Origin of the sequence: Roseibium sp. HPY-6, from assembly GCF_040530035.1 — a bacterium.
In the GTDB taxonomy this organism is placed as follows: Bacteria; Pseudomonadota; Alphaproteobacteria; order Rhizobiales; family Stappiaceae; genus Roseibium.
Genome location: NZ_JBEWCD010000003.1, coordinates 135,787 through 151,380, shown reverse-complemented (window position 1 = coordinate 151,380; position 15,594 = coordinate 135,787). Strand labels below are relative to the sequence as shown.

At 55.4% G+C, this 15,594-nt stretch carries 14 protein-coding genes; 8 read left to right on the top strand and 6 right to left on the bottom strand.

What is annotated here, in order from left to right; translation table 11 throughout:
* Positions 1-464 precede the first annotated feature (464 nt).
* The 3 genes from ABVF61_RS26610 to ABVF61_RS26600 all read right to left on the bottom strand — a co-directional run bounded on the left by ABVF61_RS26610 (position 465) and on the right by ABVF61_RS26600 (position 3,322).
* A complete protein-coding gene (locus ABVF61_RS26610) occupies positions 465-1,403 on the bottom strand; it encodes an OmpA family protein (RefSeq protein WP_353996639.1) in 939 nt (312 codons plus the stop codon).
* Positions 1,404-1,850: 447 nt separating this feature from the next.
* Positions 1,851-2,555, bottom strand: a complete 705-nt coding sequence (locus ABVF61_RS26605) for a GntR family transcriptional regulator (RefSeq protein ID WP_353996638.1) — start codon at positions 2,553-2,555, stop codon at positions 1,851-1,853.
* Between the two features lie 29 nt (positions 2,556-2,584).
* Positions 2,585-3,322, bottom strand: coding sequence for an SDR family NAD(P)-dependent oxidoreductase (locus ABVF61_RS26600; protein WP_353996637.1), 738 nt, complete (start codon positions 3,320-3,322; stop codon positions 2,585-2,587).
* Between the two features lie 80 nt (positions 3,323-3,402).
* On the opposite strand from ABVF61_RS26600, the gene ABVF61_RS26595 reads away from it, so the two are divergent.
* Together ABVF61_RS26595 and ABVF61_RS26590 are read left to right on the top strand one after the other, a co-directional pair.
* Positions 3,403-4,407, top strand: coding sequence for a TAXI family TRAP transporter solute-binding subunit (locus ABVF61_RS26595; protein ID WP_353996636.1), 1,005 nt, complete (start codon positions 3,403-3,405; stop codon positions 4,405-4,407).
* An 82-nt stretch (positions 4,408-4,489) separates the two neighbouring features.
* On the top strand, positions 4,490-6,514 hold the full coding sequence (locus ABVF61_RS26590; RefSeq protein ID WP_353996635.1) for a TRAP transporter permease: 2,025 nt from the start codon (positions 4,490-4,492) through the stop codon (positions 6,512-6,514).
* Positions 6,515-6,625: 111 nt separating this feature from the next.
* Here ABVF61_RS26590 and ABVF61_RS26585 read toward each other — a convergent pair whose 3' ends face one another.
* Complete coding sequence (locus tag ABVF61_RS26585) at positions 6,626-7,330, bottom strand: metallophosphoesterase family protein (protein WP_353996634.1); 705 nt, start codon at positions 7,328-7,330, stop codon at positions 6,626-6,628.
* A gap of 288 nt (positions 7,331-7,618) precedes the next feature.
* On the opposite strand from ABVF61_RS26585, the gene ABVF61_RS26580 reads away from it, so the two are divergent.
* Positions 7,619-8,128: a hypothetical protein gene (locus ABVF61_RS26580; RefSeq protein ID WP_353996633.1), complete on the top strand. Its 510-nt coding sequence runs from the start codon at positions 7,619-7,621 to the stop codon at positions 8,126-8,128.
* A 720-nt stretch (positions 8,129-8,848) separates the two neighbouring features.
* Complete coding sequence (locus ABVF61_RS26575; protein ID WP_353996632.1) at positions 8,849-9,577, top strand: hypothetical protein; 729 nt, start codon at positions 8,849-8,851, stop codon at positions 9,575-9,577.
* 141 nt (positions 9,578-9,718) lie between these two features.
* Here the strand turns inward: ABVF61_RS26575 and typA are convergent, their stop codons facing one another.
* A complete protein-coding gene (gene typA, locus ABVF61_RS26570) occupies positions 9,719-11,542 on the bottom strand; it encodes a translational GTPase TypA (protein WP_353996631.1) in 1,824 nt (607 codons plus the stop codon).
* Positions 11,543-11,775: 233 nt separating this feature from the next.
* Between typA and ABVF61_RS26565 the strand changes: the two genes are divergently transcribed.
* The 4 genes from ABVF61_RS26565 (at position 11,776) to folK (ending at position 14,880) form a co-directional block, all read left to right on the top strand.
* Positions 11,776-12,237 carry a MarR family winged helix-turn-helix transcriptional regulator gene (locus ABVF61_RS26565; protein ID WP_353996630.1) on the top strand — a complete coding sequence of 154 codons (462 nt, stop codon included), beginning with the start codon at positions 11,776-11,778 and terminating at the stop codon, positions 12,235-12,237.
* A complete protein-coding gene (locus ABVF61_RS26560) occupies positions 12,234-13,445 on the top strand; it encodes a multidrug effflux MFS transporter (RefSeq protein WP_353996629.1) in 1,212 nt (403 codons plus the stop codon). Before ABVF61_RS26565 ends, ABVF61_RS26560 begins: the two co-directional genes overlap by 4 nt.
* Positions 13,446-13,538: 93 nt before the next feature.
* A complete protein-coding gene (gene folP / locus ABVF61_RS26555) occupies positions 13,539-14,357 on the top strand; it encodes a dihydropteroate synthase (RefSeq protein ID WP_353996628.1) in 819 nt (272 codons plus the stop codon).
* 1 nt (position 14,358) lies between these two features.
* Entirely contained in the window at positions 14,359-14,880 is a 522-nt protein-coding gene (gene folK, locus ABVF61_RS26550) for a 2-amino-4-hydroxy-6-hydroxymethyldihydropteridine diphosphokinase (protein WP_353996627.1), read from the top strand.
* A gap of 20 nt (positions 14,881-14,900) precedes the next feature.
* Here folK and ABVF61_RS26545 read toward each other — a convergent pair whose 3' ends face one another.
* The gene (locus ABVF61_RS26545) at positions 14,901-15,572 is read right to left on the bottom strand and encodes a hypothetical protein (RefSeq protein WP_353996626.1); all 672 of its coding nucleotides are present in this window, start codon (positions 15,570-15,572) and stop codon (positions 14,901-14,903) included.
* Positions 15,573-15,594 lie beyond the last annotated feature (22 nt).

Sequence of the window (15,594 nt, the reverse complement as noted above, 5' to 3'; positions counted from 1 at the left end):
GAGGCGCTCCTCTGCACGAGAGAACCACCTTCCGCGCGCAGTGAAACCGTCTCTCATCATCTGCTTAAGACTTTTCTCTTTACCTGTGATAGCACGGCAGAAGATGACAGCCTTTACGGCAATTGCACTGCATCTGATTTTTGCCTGCCGAGGAGAAATTCCTCTGTTGCACCGTCATATTCCAAACTAGACAGATATTGGTCTGTTTCGTCACCGAACGGATTTGACTTCTCCGAACGGGTCTACCGGCACCAATCTTTTATGGTCGTAAGCCTGTTCAATGGCCTCGGCGGCCACTGGCTCAGGGCACGTTGAACAGTGTTGGACTCTCCGGATCGATGTGCTTGGTCCGTGTGGTTGCGCAGAAGTCGAGATGCGGGCTCTGTCCTTGCATTAAATAAGGTTCCTGCGAATGACAGCCCCACGGCCGCGCCCTTGAAGCGCGGCCAGAAACGCACGAAACGTCACGGTACGACAATGACTTCGACGCGACGATTTTTCTGACGACCCGCGTCCGTGGAGTTATCCGCGACAGGTTCACGCTCGCCCGCAGCACGGATAGACATGTCGGACTGGGCAAGTCGAGGCGTGTTCGCCAGGTACGCACGCACTGCATCAGCGCGTCGTTGAGAAAGGTCCATGTTGTATTCGTCGCTTCCCTTTGAGTCCGTATGGCCCTCGATCACCAGTCGTGAAAACTGCCTTTGACCAACAAGATCCGAAAAGCGGGTCAGAATTGTCAGGGCTTCGTTTGACAACGTTGCTTCATCGAATGCGAACAGCACGCCAGCATCAAACACAAACCGCTCTGCTGACCCGACGGCGGCCACTGCGTCAATGTCAGCGCCTGGCCAATTGCCGGTGCGGCTCGCGCATTTCGCATCGGTCAGGCGAACAAAGCGATAGCTTGCCCCCTTGACTGCATGTCCTGTAATATCGAGGCTCGCTGTTGACCCGGAAACCATGCCGATTTCAGTCCAGGCTTCACCGTTTCGCGAAATTTCAACAAAAGTCGCTTCAACATCGTCTCCAGCCTCCCAGATGTGCAAATCCGGGCCTTCTATATCGATCAATGCATTATCGGTGAATTCAAGCGTTATGGATCCACGACAGCCGAGTGTCAGCGTCGTCGCTTCAAGTATCTCGGTGCCTGCAGATTTGGGTCGATCCGTGGGCCCCAAAATGCTCTCGGGATTGCGGGCGGCTGTCCGTTTGGATGGCGGATTACCTTCGTCAAATCGATGGACACGATCGGCGAAGGATATGTCTCCTGACGGCAAAGTAATGACGCCGCCTTGCGCTTTGGGATAGCTCTTAGCAGACTGGGCTCCTGCATTCGACGCGGGCACTGCGATGAGCGCGCAGATTGCCAGAGAAAAAACTGAAAAACGATTGGAGATCATGCTGGGGCTCCGTTTCAAATGAGTGGAGTGGATTTGCACGTAAGCAATCTTTAGATCCGTGCATGCTCGATCAATGGCAGCTCGCTTGTTTGTTAATCCTAACAAGAAATCCACAAGTAATGGCTGTAACAAGTATCACTAAAATAATCCGGAAAATTAAGTTTCTCGAATCCAATACAATATCTTATATTATTTCCTCCAAGAAGAAATTTGGAATTCATAAGTGTATAGACTTAGCAACAAGAGAACGTCTTATTGCATCATACTTTTTAACTTGTAGCAAACGTTGATTGTCTGATCACTCATCACATGTTCGCATTGCTCTTCCATATCCCGGGTTCGAGGGACTGTGATCTTACGCATTACGCGACGGCATCAACCATCTCGAACAGGTTGCACCGGTCCCAAACCTTTGTTGGTGCAAGCCGGTTTGCATGAGCAGCGTGACTACTGACTCATAGGCACGTTGAACAGGGTTGCGCCCTCCTGATCGACGTTCTTTGTCGTGTGGTCGCGCAGCAGTCGACATGCAGCCTCTATGTCGCCGTTAATCGCAAGATTTTTCAGCTGCACGTGTTCTTCCGCGCTTTTCAAAAGCCAGTCGCGGTGATTTTTGTGAGCGATCGAATAGGCCATAAGCCGGTAGCGCCTGGTCAGATCATAAAGATTGGCAACCGTGTCCATGAGGCGCGGCGAGTTGCAGTTGCTGATCAGTGTCTTGTGAAACTGGAAATTCCGCTCGTCCCATTCGATGACAAATCCCTTGGGGTCGTCGATCATGTCTTCTTCGACTTCGCTGAGCATGTGATGCGCAGCCACGACGCCGGCACGCCACTCCGGCGTGGAGTTTGATACCGACCATTGCAGGCCTAAACATTCCAACTCGGCACGCAGCCGTGTCGCATCGCTCAGGTCTTCGAACGAGGAGTCCAGGACGCGGTATCCCTTGTTGCCTTCAGACGAGACATATCCCTCGCCGGCCAGCAGAGCCAAGGCTTCGCGAATGGAGGGATGGGATACCTTGTGTTCGCGTTTCAGCGCTTCGATATTCAACCGTGCACCCGGTGAAAGAGTGCCCAGGGCGATATCACGGCGCAACTTGGCCGCCAGTTCATTGACAACGGAGCTTGAAGAGCGGGTTTTCAAAACCATGGTTCCGTAAGAGTCGCCTGCCTCATTCACTACGAATATGATCGCAAATTACTGACACCACCATCAACAGCAATTGTCTGCCCGCTGATGAAGCTCGCCTGATCTGACACCAGAAGCGTCGCCACTTGCGCAACTTCTTCAACCTCCGCGACGCGGCCCGCCGGTGTTTCCTTGCACCAGTATCCGCGTGACTTGGGATCGGGATTCATTCCAGCATTGACCGCGCCAGACGCCAACACATTCACCCTGATTTTGTACTGTGACAACTCGACCGCCATCGCTCTTGCCAGAGCGCCCAGGGCAGCTTTCGACATTGCATAGGCGCCGCGGTTCGGTATGCCGATTTGTCCATGAATGGACGAAATAAAGACGATCCTGCCGCCATCTTCCAGCATTAGATTGACGACTTCCTGGGCTATGTTGAAAGCGCCAAACAGGTTGACCTTCAAATGATCTTCGATATCTTGATTTTCCAGATTCAGAAAGGCGCAAGGGGAAAGATATCCTGCTGAAAAGATTAGCGCTTGGGGCGTGCCGGTTTTTTTCAAACCTTCGCTGACGGCAGTGGAAATGGACTCAGGTTGCGTCAGGTCCACATGCTGATATGCACAGCTTCGGTCTGCAGGTTCGTTAAGATCCAAGACAAGAACGCGGTTGTTCTCCTTCAGCAGTTTTTTGACGATTGCCGATCCGATGCCACCGGCACCACCGACCACATAAATCGTCTTGCCAGCAGTTCTTTCGTCCATTTCTGAAATCCGATCCATCAACGATCCCAATTTTAACTTTTCAGACAAATCATATTATGATTTATTAAATCGTCATATATAATCGAGAGCAAAAAATCATGCTGAAAAAGTTGAAATCTGCAGTGCTCGCATTTGCGGCCTGCGCAGTGCTCGCCACGCCGGCACTCGCGCAAGAGATAAAATTCTTCACAATCGGCACCGGAGGAACAGCCTTCACTTACTATCCGGTCGGGGGAGTGATCGCGAACGCCATTTCCAAGCCACCCGGATCCCGTGAATGCGGTGAGGGTGGCAGCTGCGGGGTTGATGGCCTGATCGCCTCTGCGGTGTCTTCCCGTGGTTCCGTCGACAACGTCAATGCCATCATTTCCGGTCTGCGCAATTCCGGTTTCGCCCAATCCGATGTTGCCTATTGGGCCTATACCGGCACAGGCACGATGGAAGGCCAGGAACCGGCAACCGATCTGCGCACGATCGCTGCCCTCTTCGAAGAGCATATCCATCTCGTGACTTTGGAAGACAGTGGGATCAACTCCGTCGCAGACCTGAAAGGCAAACGCGTTTCAGTGGATGAGCCCGGTTCCGGCACCTATGTCGATGCGGGTCTGATCCTGGAAGCAAACGGATTGTCGCTGTCCGATATTCAGGAAGAGAACCTGAAAGGTGCGGCGGCAACGGAAGCCTTGCGGAACGGCAAGGTCGACGCTCTCTTTATCGTCGCTGGATATCCCACCGGTGCACTTGTCGAACTGGCGTCTGCAGCGGATATGAAACTCGTGCCGATTGACGGAGACGGTGCAAAGGCACTTACCGACAAATACGGTTTCTTCGCTTCGTCCGATATTCCGGCCGAGACCTATGAAGGTGTGGACGGCGTGACAACCGTTGCCGTTGGTGCACAGTGGTACACATCCGCGAAGGAAGATGACGACCTGATCTACGAGATCACCAAGGCATTGTGGAACAAGGAAAGCCGCAAGCTGCTGGATGTCGGTCACGCCAAAGGCAAGACGATCACACCGGATACAGCGTTGAACGGTATCGGCGTTCCACTCCATCCGGGAGCTGAGCGTTTCTACAAAGAAGCCGGCCTGATCAAATAACAGACTTGAGCTATCGAAAATGGCCCGGATGTCATGGTGCTTCCAAGACGTCCGGGCCAATGCGTGAGGGGACATTGGGCGCATGGCGGAAAATTCCAGGGCAGAGCTGACGGAAGCTCAGCTGCTTGAGCTTGAACGAAAATACGATTCTGAAAGCGCCTTTCGCCCGATGGGCAAGAAAATGGGCTTTATCGTCGCGTCCATCCTGGTTGCGATGTCGGTCTACCACTTCTCGGTCGCGGGTTTCCTGCTTGTTCGCGAACTGCTGCAGTTTGGAATTCACCTTGCCTTTGTGCTTGGGCTGACGTTCCTTCTCTTTTCGTGGCGGAAGGATCTCTCGGTCACGGCGCCGCCCAAAGGCTGGATGTATTTTGACGGGGTCAACATCCTCGATATCGTGCTGGCAACCCTTGCTGTCGCAGCTGCCCTCTATCTGCCCCTGCTGCCGCCGGCCGAAGCTGCTGCAAGAGCCGGTAACCCCAGTCTGACCGACACGTTCATGGGATCGGTCGTGCTGCTCTTTACGCTGGAAGCCGCGCGCCGTTCGATCGGATACACGCTGCCGCTGATTGCGGGCATTTTCGTGCTCTATGCTCTGTTCGGCCAGTCGGCGCCGGGGCTCTTGCGTCATGGCGGAGTGCCGTGGACCGGTTTCATCGACGGGATTTATGGCACGCAAGGCATCTATGGCATCGCAATCGGAGCCATGGCGAAATATGTCTTCCTGTTCATACTGTTTGGCGTCCTGGCCTCCCGCATCGGTCTTGGCCAGCTGTTCATCGATCTGGCGACCATCGCCGCCGGACGCTACTCCGGCGGCCCGGCAAAAGTCGCGATCTGCGCCTCCGCGTTCATGGGGTCCATTTCCGGTTCTTCGATTGCCAATACGGTTACAACGGGTGCCCTCACCATACCGGCCATGAAGAAAGTGGGTTATCCGCCCCATTTTGCCGGTGCCACTGAGGCGACGTCCTCCACTGGCGGGCAAATCACGCCGCCCGTCATGGGGGCGGCAGCCTTCATCATGGTCGACTTTCTCGGGATCCCCCTGCGCGACGTACTGGCCGCAGCCCTGTTCCCGGCCTTCCTGCATTATTTCGGTATTTTCGTCATGGTTCACCTGGAGGCGAAGAAGCTGGGCCTGCGTGGTCTGTCTGCCGAGGAAATGCCAAAACTGGCCGCGGTCCTGCGCGTCAACTGGCTGGCGGCCGCACCGCTTATCATTCTTGTCTACATGATCCTGTCGGGCCGAACGCCGGACTATGCCGCTGTTTACGCGATCATCGCCTGCGTGGTTGTCGGCTTCATCAAGCCGCAAGAGCGCATGACATTGCACGGGCTGTGGGACGCCCTTGCCGCCGGTGCGCGCAGCACCATTGCCATCGGATCGGCGGCTGCCTGTGTTGGCATCATCGTCGGTGTTATCACGCTCACGGGAACGGGCTTTCGGGTGGGCGCCATCGTCATTCAAACGGCGAACGATTTTGCAGCAGTCGTTTCCAGCCTGTGGCCATTCAGCTTTTTCGACCTGCAGCAATGGGCCTTGTTTTTCTCGCTCGTGCTCGTTGCACTGGCCTGTATCGTCATGGGCGCAGGCGTGCCGACAACGGCGACCTATATCATTCTGGTCTCCGTCACCGCCGGTGCGTTCCAGATCCTGAATGTTGAACCGCTGGTCGCACACTTTTTCGTATTTTACTACGGCGTTCTGGCAGACATCACACCACCGGTCGCCCTCGCCGCTTATGCTGCCGCGGGGATCGCCGGTTCAAATCCCTTCAAGACCGGCAACACCGCCTTCCGTCTTGGCATCGCAAAAGCGCTGGTTCCGTTTGTCTTTGTCTATTCACCAGCCTTGCTGCTTGTTGCGGACGGATTTACCTGGTGGGCATTCACCTACACTCTCGCTGGTGCGATGCTCGGCATTGCGTCCCTCGGGATTGCATTTTCGGGATATCTCTTCGCGCCACTCAATCAGATCGAGCGGTGGTACGTCGCAGCTGTCGCCCTTCTCTTCATTGCGCCGGGCGTCATCACCCTATCCATCGGGCTCGGGTTGCTATTGCCGATCCTGCTGCTTCAACTGCGTCGCATGAAACGGGCGTGAATTCTTACGCCCTCAGGCGATGATGAAGCAACTGCAGTTGAGCGCGAACGGGCAGATATGTCCGATCCGCATGGTGGGTTTGCGGGGCTTGTGCGCCCGCGCTCAGCCCCTTTAATACGGGCGACCGGAAGCGCGCAGGAATACAGGAGGGGCGTTGCCGTCCAGTACGACTGCCGTCAACGGGCCATTTGAGGCTGCGCCGGTGTCGATGCAAATCCGGTTGGCTTTGACCACGGGTTCGTAAGCGGGCGTGTGACCGTGCACCACAACATGCCCATGGTCCTCGTCGCTATCGAGGAAGCGCGACCTGATCCAAAGCAAATCCTTGGGTCGCTGCTCGTTGATTGGCACGCCTGGAGCAATCCCGGCATGGACAAACAGGTAAGGGTCGACAGTTCTATGGAGAGGCAGCGCTTCAAGCCACGAAGTTCTTGGTTCACCAAGGCTCTCGCGAAGCTCGTCAGGATCATACCCGCCAAATCTCAGCGACATGCCAAAGGAGGTCAGCGTTTCCTCACCCCCATTCGAAAGCCACGTATACCAGGCTTGCCGATTGTCGGTGGCCAAGCACTCCAACAGCATTGCTTCGTGATTTCCCAAAAGACACGTCGTCTGAAACCCATCAAGTCCTGACATAAGCCTCTCGATGACTTCCAGGCTTTGCGGTCCACGGTCGATGTAGTCTCCAACATGTATCACCTCAGCGTCTCTGCCCGAGTGAACAAGCTGATGGTGGTTGCGGATGTGCTCGTGCAACTCGCCAAGCAAGTCGTCCCGACCGTGTACATCCCCTATGGCGTAAATGACTTTGTCCATCGTTTGAAACCAATAGCTGTAAGGGAGTAGCGGCACTACGGGCATTTTGAACGCCCGATTGCTGACGTCGGCATTGAAAGATCGATGACGGCAATTCGCACGATAGTATGCGCGAATGATCACCATTCTAGCAGCGTCGGGTCGACGGTTAAATCAAAGAACAACAACCTCGCCAAACATACAGATATGCTTCCCCAAGTGGAGGCGAAAAAATCAATTGCACAATTCAGGATAGCAGACGCATAGTGGCCCCTAGGGATTGGGTGATTATGTATCTGAGTATATCAAATGAAGCATTCTTACACATCCGTTAGAGCTTCTGGCCGTCTAAGCGCTGGCTTAATCTTGTTCGTGGTCAGCACCACGGCGGTAAATTCAACTGAGTTGAGATATTGGGTTTCGGAAAACTACTCAGAGGCTCCGAATGTGAATACGGGGCTTGCTGAACAGTTTTTACTTGAGATTTTCGAGCCGGCCCTTCCGCTCGCTTCTGAGCCGAACGCTTCGGACGCTATCGTTTGTTTTGACAATCGACCACTCCATGAAGCAATCGCTGAAAATTCCAAAAATTATCTCAATGGTGCCGATAGAAACGTAGATCACTGTAAAAATCATAAGCAGAAAAGAAACCAAATACATGCTGATTCATCGAGCAAAGAAAATACTGACGAGATGTTGAAGGGAATTACTGTTTCAATTAACGGTACAGGTAAAATATATTGCGGGTCAATATTCACTGGTCACTCGTTTTTTAGCTTTCTTGGTCAAGAAGGTATTTATGACTCCAAGCCTGTTTAGGCGATGAATATCGAGCCCTACACGATCGAGCCGTTCCCCTATCGATCCGAACAAACAAAACGTGGACTTTTGCAACATCTCCACTCGTCGGATCGCGCAGAGACTGTCTCGACAACGGGTGGAGCCGTGCGGTTTGGGGAGCTGTCTTTAGAAAAGACATGGTCTTGCCTGGCACCAGCCTACCGCTTTTTTTGGCGCGAGGCATTTGAGATGTGTCGCGTTGGTGCTCAACAATTCTCATCTGATCCGAATATCGGAAATATTTCTTACAACATCCTTGAGGAAAGAATCGATGAAATAATCGAAATAACAAAACATTGCAGGGCCAACTGAATGTTTTCGATATAAATGGAATGAAGAAATTATTAACGAAGATTGCACTCTAGTTGTCCACTGCCCGCCAATTTTGCCTCGCGCCGTTAGGGCTGACGGGCTGATTTTCCCTTGCCGTGCGCTGTTGAGAAAACGGCCTGCTACGCAAGTATACTTAGAGATGTTTGTCGTTGACTTCTCCATTTTTGGTGGTGTTAAATGAGTTGAAATTCGTGAAGCAAAGCTAGAAATCCGAAGCTCCAAACCGAACAAGTCACAATCAGTGTACGGGCATATGCAAGACATCCACTGAACCTTTTCAAAGGTCTCCGTAGCGCTCCACTCGTAGTCCTGGAAAGGTTCTCACATACACTTGAGCTAAGCAGCTGCTTGTGAAAGGAAATTCTCGTGGCCAATACTCCGAAACGGTTTGTTATCCTAAGTGACTCCCGCTCCGGTACATCACTGCTGTCTGAAACACTGAACGTTCATCCTCAAATACTTTGTCACGGTGAGGTTTTTCATCCGAAACCATCAGGTCACATCAAGGTTCCTCTGGAGGCAAAGGAATTGGAAGACCTTGTGGCGCTGCGCGAAAATGACACCCCGGCTTTTATGGATTGGGTATTTGATCACCCTGATTTTGAAGCCGTGGGTTTCAAGATCTGGAGAAATCAAAATCCCGATCAAACCGATGCGCTCATGGCCGACGATAGTGTTTTCAAAATCATTTATGAAAGAACAAATGTTCTTGCGCGATTCTCTTCCAGCCGGCTGGTGCAGGCCACGGGCATTTACAATCTCAAGTCCGATGCCAATCGGCCGACCAAACTGGACACCAAGATTACGTTCAATGAAGCGCAATTCAGCAAATATCTGGATAGCCATAGAGAGTTGTTCACTCTCTACCGGGAAAAAAGCCGTGGACCGGTTCTCGATATTACTTACGAGGAAATCAAAAATAACGGCTTCGCCAGCGTTCTGGATTTCCTGGGTCTTTCGTTTGAAGCTCTGGAGCCTCAAAAGAAGAAACTACATGGATCTTCTATTATCGATCGCTTCGAGCCGTCAGTGCATAACGCCATTATCACTGCCGTAACCGGAGCCGGTCACGCCGAGTGGGTGTCTGAGGGCTGAACCGGCTGGCTGCAAATAGCGGCACGTTGTCGGCATTATTGTCGACGTTCGTCTGACAGCGCCGCTTGCGTTGCAAAACGGCTCCAGAACAAAAAAGCCCGGGCACTGCCCGGGCTTTTCAGTGTCTCGGTAGTTTCGGACTTATGCGCTTTCCTTGTTCGCCGCGCGTTCGGCGCGCTTGCGCTCGTGCGGGTCGAGGATTGCCTTGCGCAGACGGATCGAAGACGGTGTGACCTCGACGAGTTCGTCGTCAGAAATATAGGAGAGCGCTGCTTCCAATGTCAGTTTCATCGGCGTTGTCAGCTTGACCGCGTCGTCCTTGCCGGCAGAACGGATGTTGGTGAGCTGCTTGCCTTTGAGGACATTGACTTCAAGGTCGTTGCCGCGGGTATGTTCGCCGACGATCATGCCCGGATAGACCTTGGTGCCCGGGTCGATCATCATCGGGCCGCGGTCTTCCAGATTGAACAGCGCATAGGCGACCGCGTCGCCAGTTCCGTTGGACAGAAGCACGCCTGTGTGGCGGCCCTGGATCGGGCCCTTGTAGGGCTCGTAGCCGTGGAAGATACGGTTGAAGATCGCCGTACCGCGCGTATCGGACAACAGCTCGGCCTGATAGCCGATCAGGCCGCGTGTCGGTGCATTGAACACCAGCCGGGTACGACCGCCACCGGACGGCTTCATTTCCAGAAGATCGGCCTTACGTTCCTGCAGCTTCTGCACCACGACGCCTGAGTGTTCGTCATCAACGTCGATAATGACTTCCTCGATCGGCTCCTGGCGGTTACCGGCTTCGTCGAACTGATAGACAACGCGTGGTCTGCCGACGCCGAGCTCAAATCCCTCGCGGCGCATGTTTTCGATCAGGATGGCCAGCAGCAATTCACCGCGGCCGGAAACGATAAAGGCATCCGGCTCGTCCGTGTCTTCCACCTTGAGGGCAACATTGCCCTCGGCTTCCTTCATCAGGCGTTCGCGGATGACGCGCGACTGCACCTTTGAGCCTTCGGTGCCGGCCAGCGGGCTGTCGTTGACGCGAAAGGTCATGGAAAGTGTCGGCGGGTCGATCGGCTGCGCCTGCAGTGGCTCAGTGATTGCAGGTGCACACAAGGTGTCTGCCACCGTTGCCTTGGTCATGCCGGCGATCGCAACGATGTCTCCGGCTTCGCCCTGTTCGATCGGCTGACGTTCCAGTCCGCGGAAGGCGAGGATCTTGGAAACACGGCCAGATTCCACCTGGCTGCCATCGCGTGCCAGTGCCTTGATAGGCATGTTCGGAACGGCGGTTCCGGAAACGACCCGGCCCGTGAGGATACGCCCGAGGAAGGGATCGGATTCGATCGTGGTGGCCAGCATGCGGAATTCGCCCGGGTCTGCTTCAGGCGGCGCCACTTTCTCCAACACCATGTCAAAGAGCGGATCCATGTTGTCCTGGGGCCCGTCGGTCTCCAGCGCCATCCATTCCTGTTTCGCGGAGCCGTAGAGGACCGGGAAGTCCAGCTGTTCCTCGTTGGCGTCCAGCGCAGCGAACAGATCGAACACCTCGTCCAGGACTTCGTCCGCACGCTGCTCGGGCTTGTCGATCTTGTTGATGGCGACAATCGGCTTCAGGCCGAGTTTCAGGGCCTTGCCGAGAACGAATTTCGTTTGCGGCATCGGACCTTCAGCCGCGTCGACCAGCAGGATAACGCCATCGACCATGTGCAGGATGCGCTCGACTTCACCACCGAAATCAGCGTGGCCCGGTGTGTCGACAATGTTGATGCGTGTGTCCTTCCAGACGAGGGAGGTCACCTTAGCGAGGATTGTGATCCCGCGCTCGCGTTCGATGTCATTGGAATCCATCATCCGCTCTTCCGTACGCTGGTTGTCGCGGAATGCGCCGGATTGCTTCAGCAGGACGTCAATGAGCGTTGTTTTGCCATGGTCAACATGCGCGATGATGGCGATATTGCGAAGATTCATGCCTGGCTCCAAACGACAGAGCGGGCCCGTTTGGGACCCGCATACTGTCTGGAATTTTAAATAAAGGGTCGGCGCACTCGCCGAATTTGGCGCCTTTATACGTGGAGTGCGGCAATTGTGCAATGCGGGAGCGTGCGGATCTGCCTTGCAAGGCCCGCGCGTCGACTATCGGTCCATTGACATGACCGCTTTCAAACCCTAATTCGTAAGGGAACCTTACTAATAGGCCGCTCATGAACATTGCTTATCCGAATGTCAGCGTGACGATGCTGGTCGTCGATCTTGCGCGTCTGTTGCGAAGGCGATTTGAGGCCGCACTTGCCGACGTTGAAACCGGGCTGACCGTCGGTGAAGCGCGCACCCTCTTTTATGTCTGGCGTAACCCTGGCCACCGCCAGGCCATGCTCGCTGATATCATGTTCGTCGAACCCATGACGCTCGTCGGGTATCTGGATTCGCTGGAAGGGGCAGGGCTGATCAAACGATGCCCGGACCCAAAGGACAAGCGCGCGAAGCTGGTTGAACTCACGCCGGAAGCCGATCCGCTTCTGGAACGCATCGGCGCGGCGCTGCAAAGCGTTCGGGCGAAGGCGCTTGAAGACATACCAGACAAAGACCGGGCCGTTCTGGAAACGCTGCTTCAGGACATGAAGGACAATCTGATCTCCGAGGAAGGTGCCGGCAAACGCAAATGACCTCCGAAAACGCCATCATGAGCGCGCGGCGCACGTCGCTGCTTGGCGCGGGACTGGTCGCCATCGGACCGATTTCGATGGCGCTCTACACCCCTGCCATGCCCACGCTCGTGGAGGCGTTCGGTACGACAGATGCCGCGGTCAAGCTGACGCTGACCGCCTATTTCGCCGGATTTGCCGTTGCACAACTCATCTGCGGTCCGTTTTCCGATGCCTTCGGCCGCAAGCCGGTCACGCTGGCATTCTTGAGCCTCTACCTGGTTTCAAGCTTTCTCGCGACCTTTGCACCGACTGTTGAGTTCATGGTCGTAGCCAGGACGCTTCAGGGCATTGGAGCGGCAGTCGGCATTTCCGTCTCCCGCGCGATCGTGCGCGATCAGTTTACAGGCCAGGCATCGGCGCACATCATGAACGCTATTGCGATGATGCTTGCCCTGGGGCCGGCGATATCGCCGACAATCGGCGGGTTTGTCCTGGAACTCTTCGGCTGGCGGGAAGTGTTCTGGTGCATGGTCATTTATGGGCTCGTACTGATGCTAGCGGTCGCCAGTTTCCAGGTGGAAACCAATCCGAACCCGGGCAAACATCACCTCAATCCGGGGCGCCTTGTCACCAACTACCTGACGCTGCTGAAAGATCCGCGGTTTCTTGCGCCGAGCATTCTCATCGGCTGCGGCCTTGGCGGGCTCTACGCGCTCGCGACCGTTCTGCCGTTTGTCCTGATTTACGAGGTCGGGCTGTCACCGTCGCAATTCGGTCTTGCCATGATCATCCAATCCGGCTCGTTTATCGTCGGAACAATTGTCACGGGGCGGCTGCTGAAAATCTTCGAAGCCCGCAAACTGGTCCCGGTCGGCATGGCTCTGTGGATCGTGTCGTCGTCTCTTATGTGCATCTTGACGCTGACCCAGGTGCCGACGGTCGCAACTGTCATGGGGCCTGTTGCGCTGTTCGTCTTTGGCCTTGCCTTTGTGCTGCCGGCAAGTTTCACGGACTCCATGGCCCCATTCCCCCAAATTGCGGGGGCTGCCTCGGCCATGACCGGCTTCATGCAATTCGGCGGGGGTATTGCCGGAAGCCTGATCGTTGCCGCGCTGGGCGATCCGCTCATTGGTCTTGCCACGGTCCTGCCCATGATGCCGATTGTCGGGACACTCATCTATCTTGTTCTCAAGAACAGGGCGGCGCGACCGGCTGCCGCCGAATAGGTCTCAGGTTTCATTCTCAAACCGGGTGCAGAGCGCTTGACCCCGTGCAGGCGAACAGGCATCTGTCGGTGACGACGAGAAAGGGATCTCCGAATGGCGAAAGCCGCTGCCTATACCTTGCCGACAAGCCGTGCGCACGTCATGGGAATCTTGAATGTGACGCCGGATTCGTTTTCCGATGGGGGTCGGCACAATGAAGCCGAAGCCGCCCTGGCACATGCAACGGCAATGATTGCGCAAAGGGCCGACATTCTCGATATCGGCGCCGAAAGCACGCGGCCGGGCTCGGCTCAGGTTGCTCTCGAGGATGAATGGACGCGGCTCGCGCCAATACTGGAGCCGGTGTGCGAACTCGGCCTCCCAGTCTCCATCGACACCTACAAGGCGGAAATCGCCCGGCGAGCCTGCCGGGCGGGGGCTTTGATCGTCAACGATGTGTGGGGTCTGCAGCGCGATCCTGATATGGCAGAGACCGTAGCCGAAGCCGGTGTTCATGTTGTGATGATGCACAATCGCGAAAAGGCCGATGCGGGCGTCGACATTCTAAGTGACATCGACCGCTTCTTTGAAAAATCGCTTCAACTTGCCGAGGCTGCTGGTATCGCGAAGGAGAAGCAGATCCTTGATCCCGGTTTCGGCTTCGGGAAAACCATTGATCAGAATTTCATCATCTTGAATCGGTTCGAGCAACTCGGAAAACACGGATTTCCGATCCTGGCCGGCGCTTCCCGCAAGCGCATGATCGGTGCGGTTCTGAATGTGGAGACGGATGACCGGCTCTACGGCTCACTTGCCGTACATATGACGGCGCTGCTCAAGGGTGCGGACATCATTCGGGCACATGATGTCGGTCCACATGCCGATTGTGTGCGTATGTGGGAAGCAACCACTCTGGAACGGACCTCCGCCTGACATGACACTCTCTCACCAGACACCCGACGCCCCGACCCGTTGCGCGCTCGGGCTCGGCTCAAATCTGGGCAATCCGAAAGACAATCTCGACAAGGCCGTTCGGCTCCTGGAACAGACTGTTGGCATTACACTCGTTGCCAGGTCGTCCGACTATCGAACACCACCCTGGGGTCCGGTGCCGCAAGGCGACTACACCAATATTTGCGTTGTCATCGACACGATGTTGAGCCCACAGGACCTCTTGAAAAGGTGCCTTGATATCGAAATCGAACTTGGCCGCGTCCGGGATGTTCGTTGGGGACCGCGCATCATCGATGTTGATGTTCTTATTTACGGTGTTCGTGAAATCCGTGAGGAGACGCTTGAGATTCCGCATCCGCGCATGGGGGATCGCGCCTTCGTTCTGATCCCGCTCGCCGAGATCTGGCCGGATGCCCCACTGGGTGATGGACGAACTGCGGTTGATGCGCTTGAAACCTGTCCGGACCAGGAAGGCGTCGTCAAGCTTGAGCCTGTGAGTTAACATTGCCAGTGATCAAACGATCAGCGCGCTAACCCGACAAAACTTTCCATATGAAATCTGGCAGTGTCCGGGTGCGGTTTGTGGTGGCTGCCGAATGGACAGGCATGACGGGCGAGGCAACCGGACCAGCACGTGATGTCGTCGCCGGTTTCAAGGTGCGCCTTGCAGGCCGGGACGTTGTAGCCGGTCTCGACTGAGATCGCCTTGACCGGACAAGCGCTCAGGCAGGGTTTGTCGAGACAGGTTTCGCACGGACCCGCGGTTGTGTTTTGGTCCGGGCGCGCGATCGGCTGTGGAGACAGAAATGCTGCTCGAAAGCCGGTCCAGGGTCCGAAGTCGTGATGGGCGAGTACACCGAGCGGGCTTTGAGAGAAACCGCCGCATTTCAGCGCCCATTGCTGGAAGGGATAGTAAGGAGGTCCTTCGAAAGGAAACAGCGGTGCACCGCCGTGGCTGGCCGCGATCCGGGAAAGTTCGCGCTTGGTGTACCGGTCCAACGGATGCGGATTGCCATCCGAGAACTCATCGCTGCTGCTGAACGCGTGCCATAGGGAAGGGCCGGTGCTGCCGATTAGAAGGAGCGCCTTGGCCGTCTTCCCTGCTCCGAGATCGGGCAGGCTGTCTTCAGAGTCCGGTTCAAATTCACCCAACGCCAAGAATCCGGCGGCTGAAAGATCTTCCCTCAGAGTCATTGCCGCCGATCCCGTAATATGG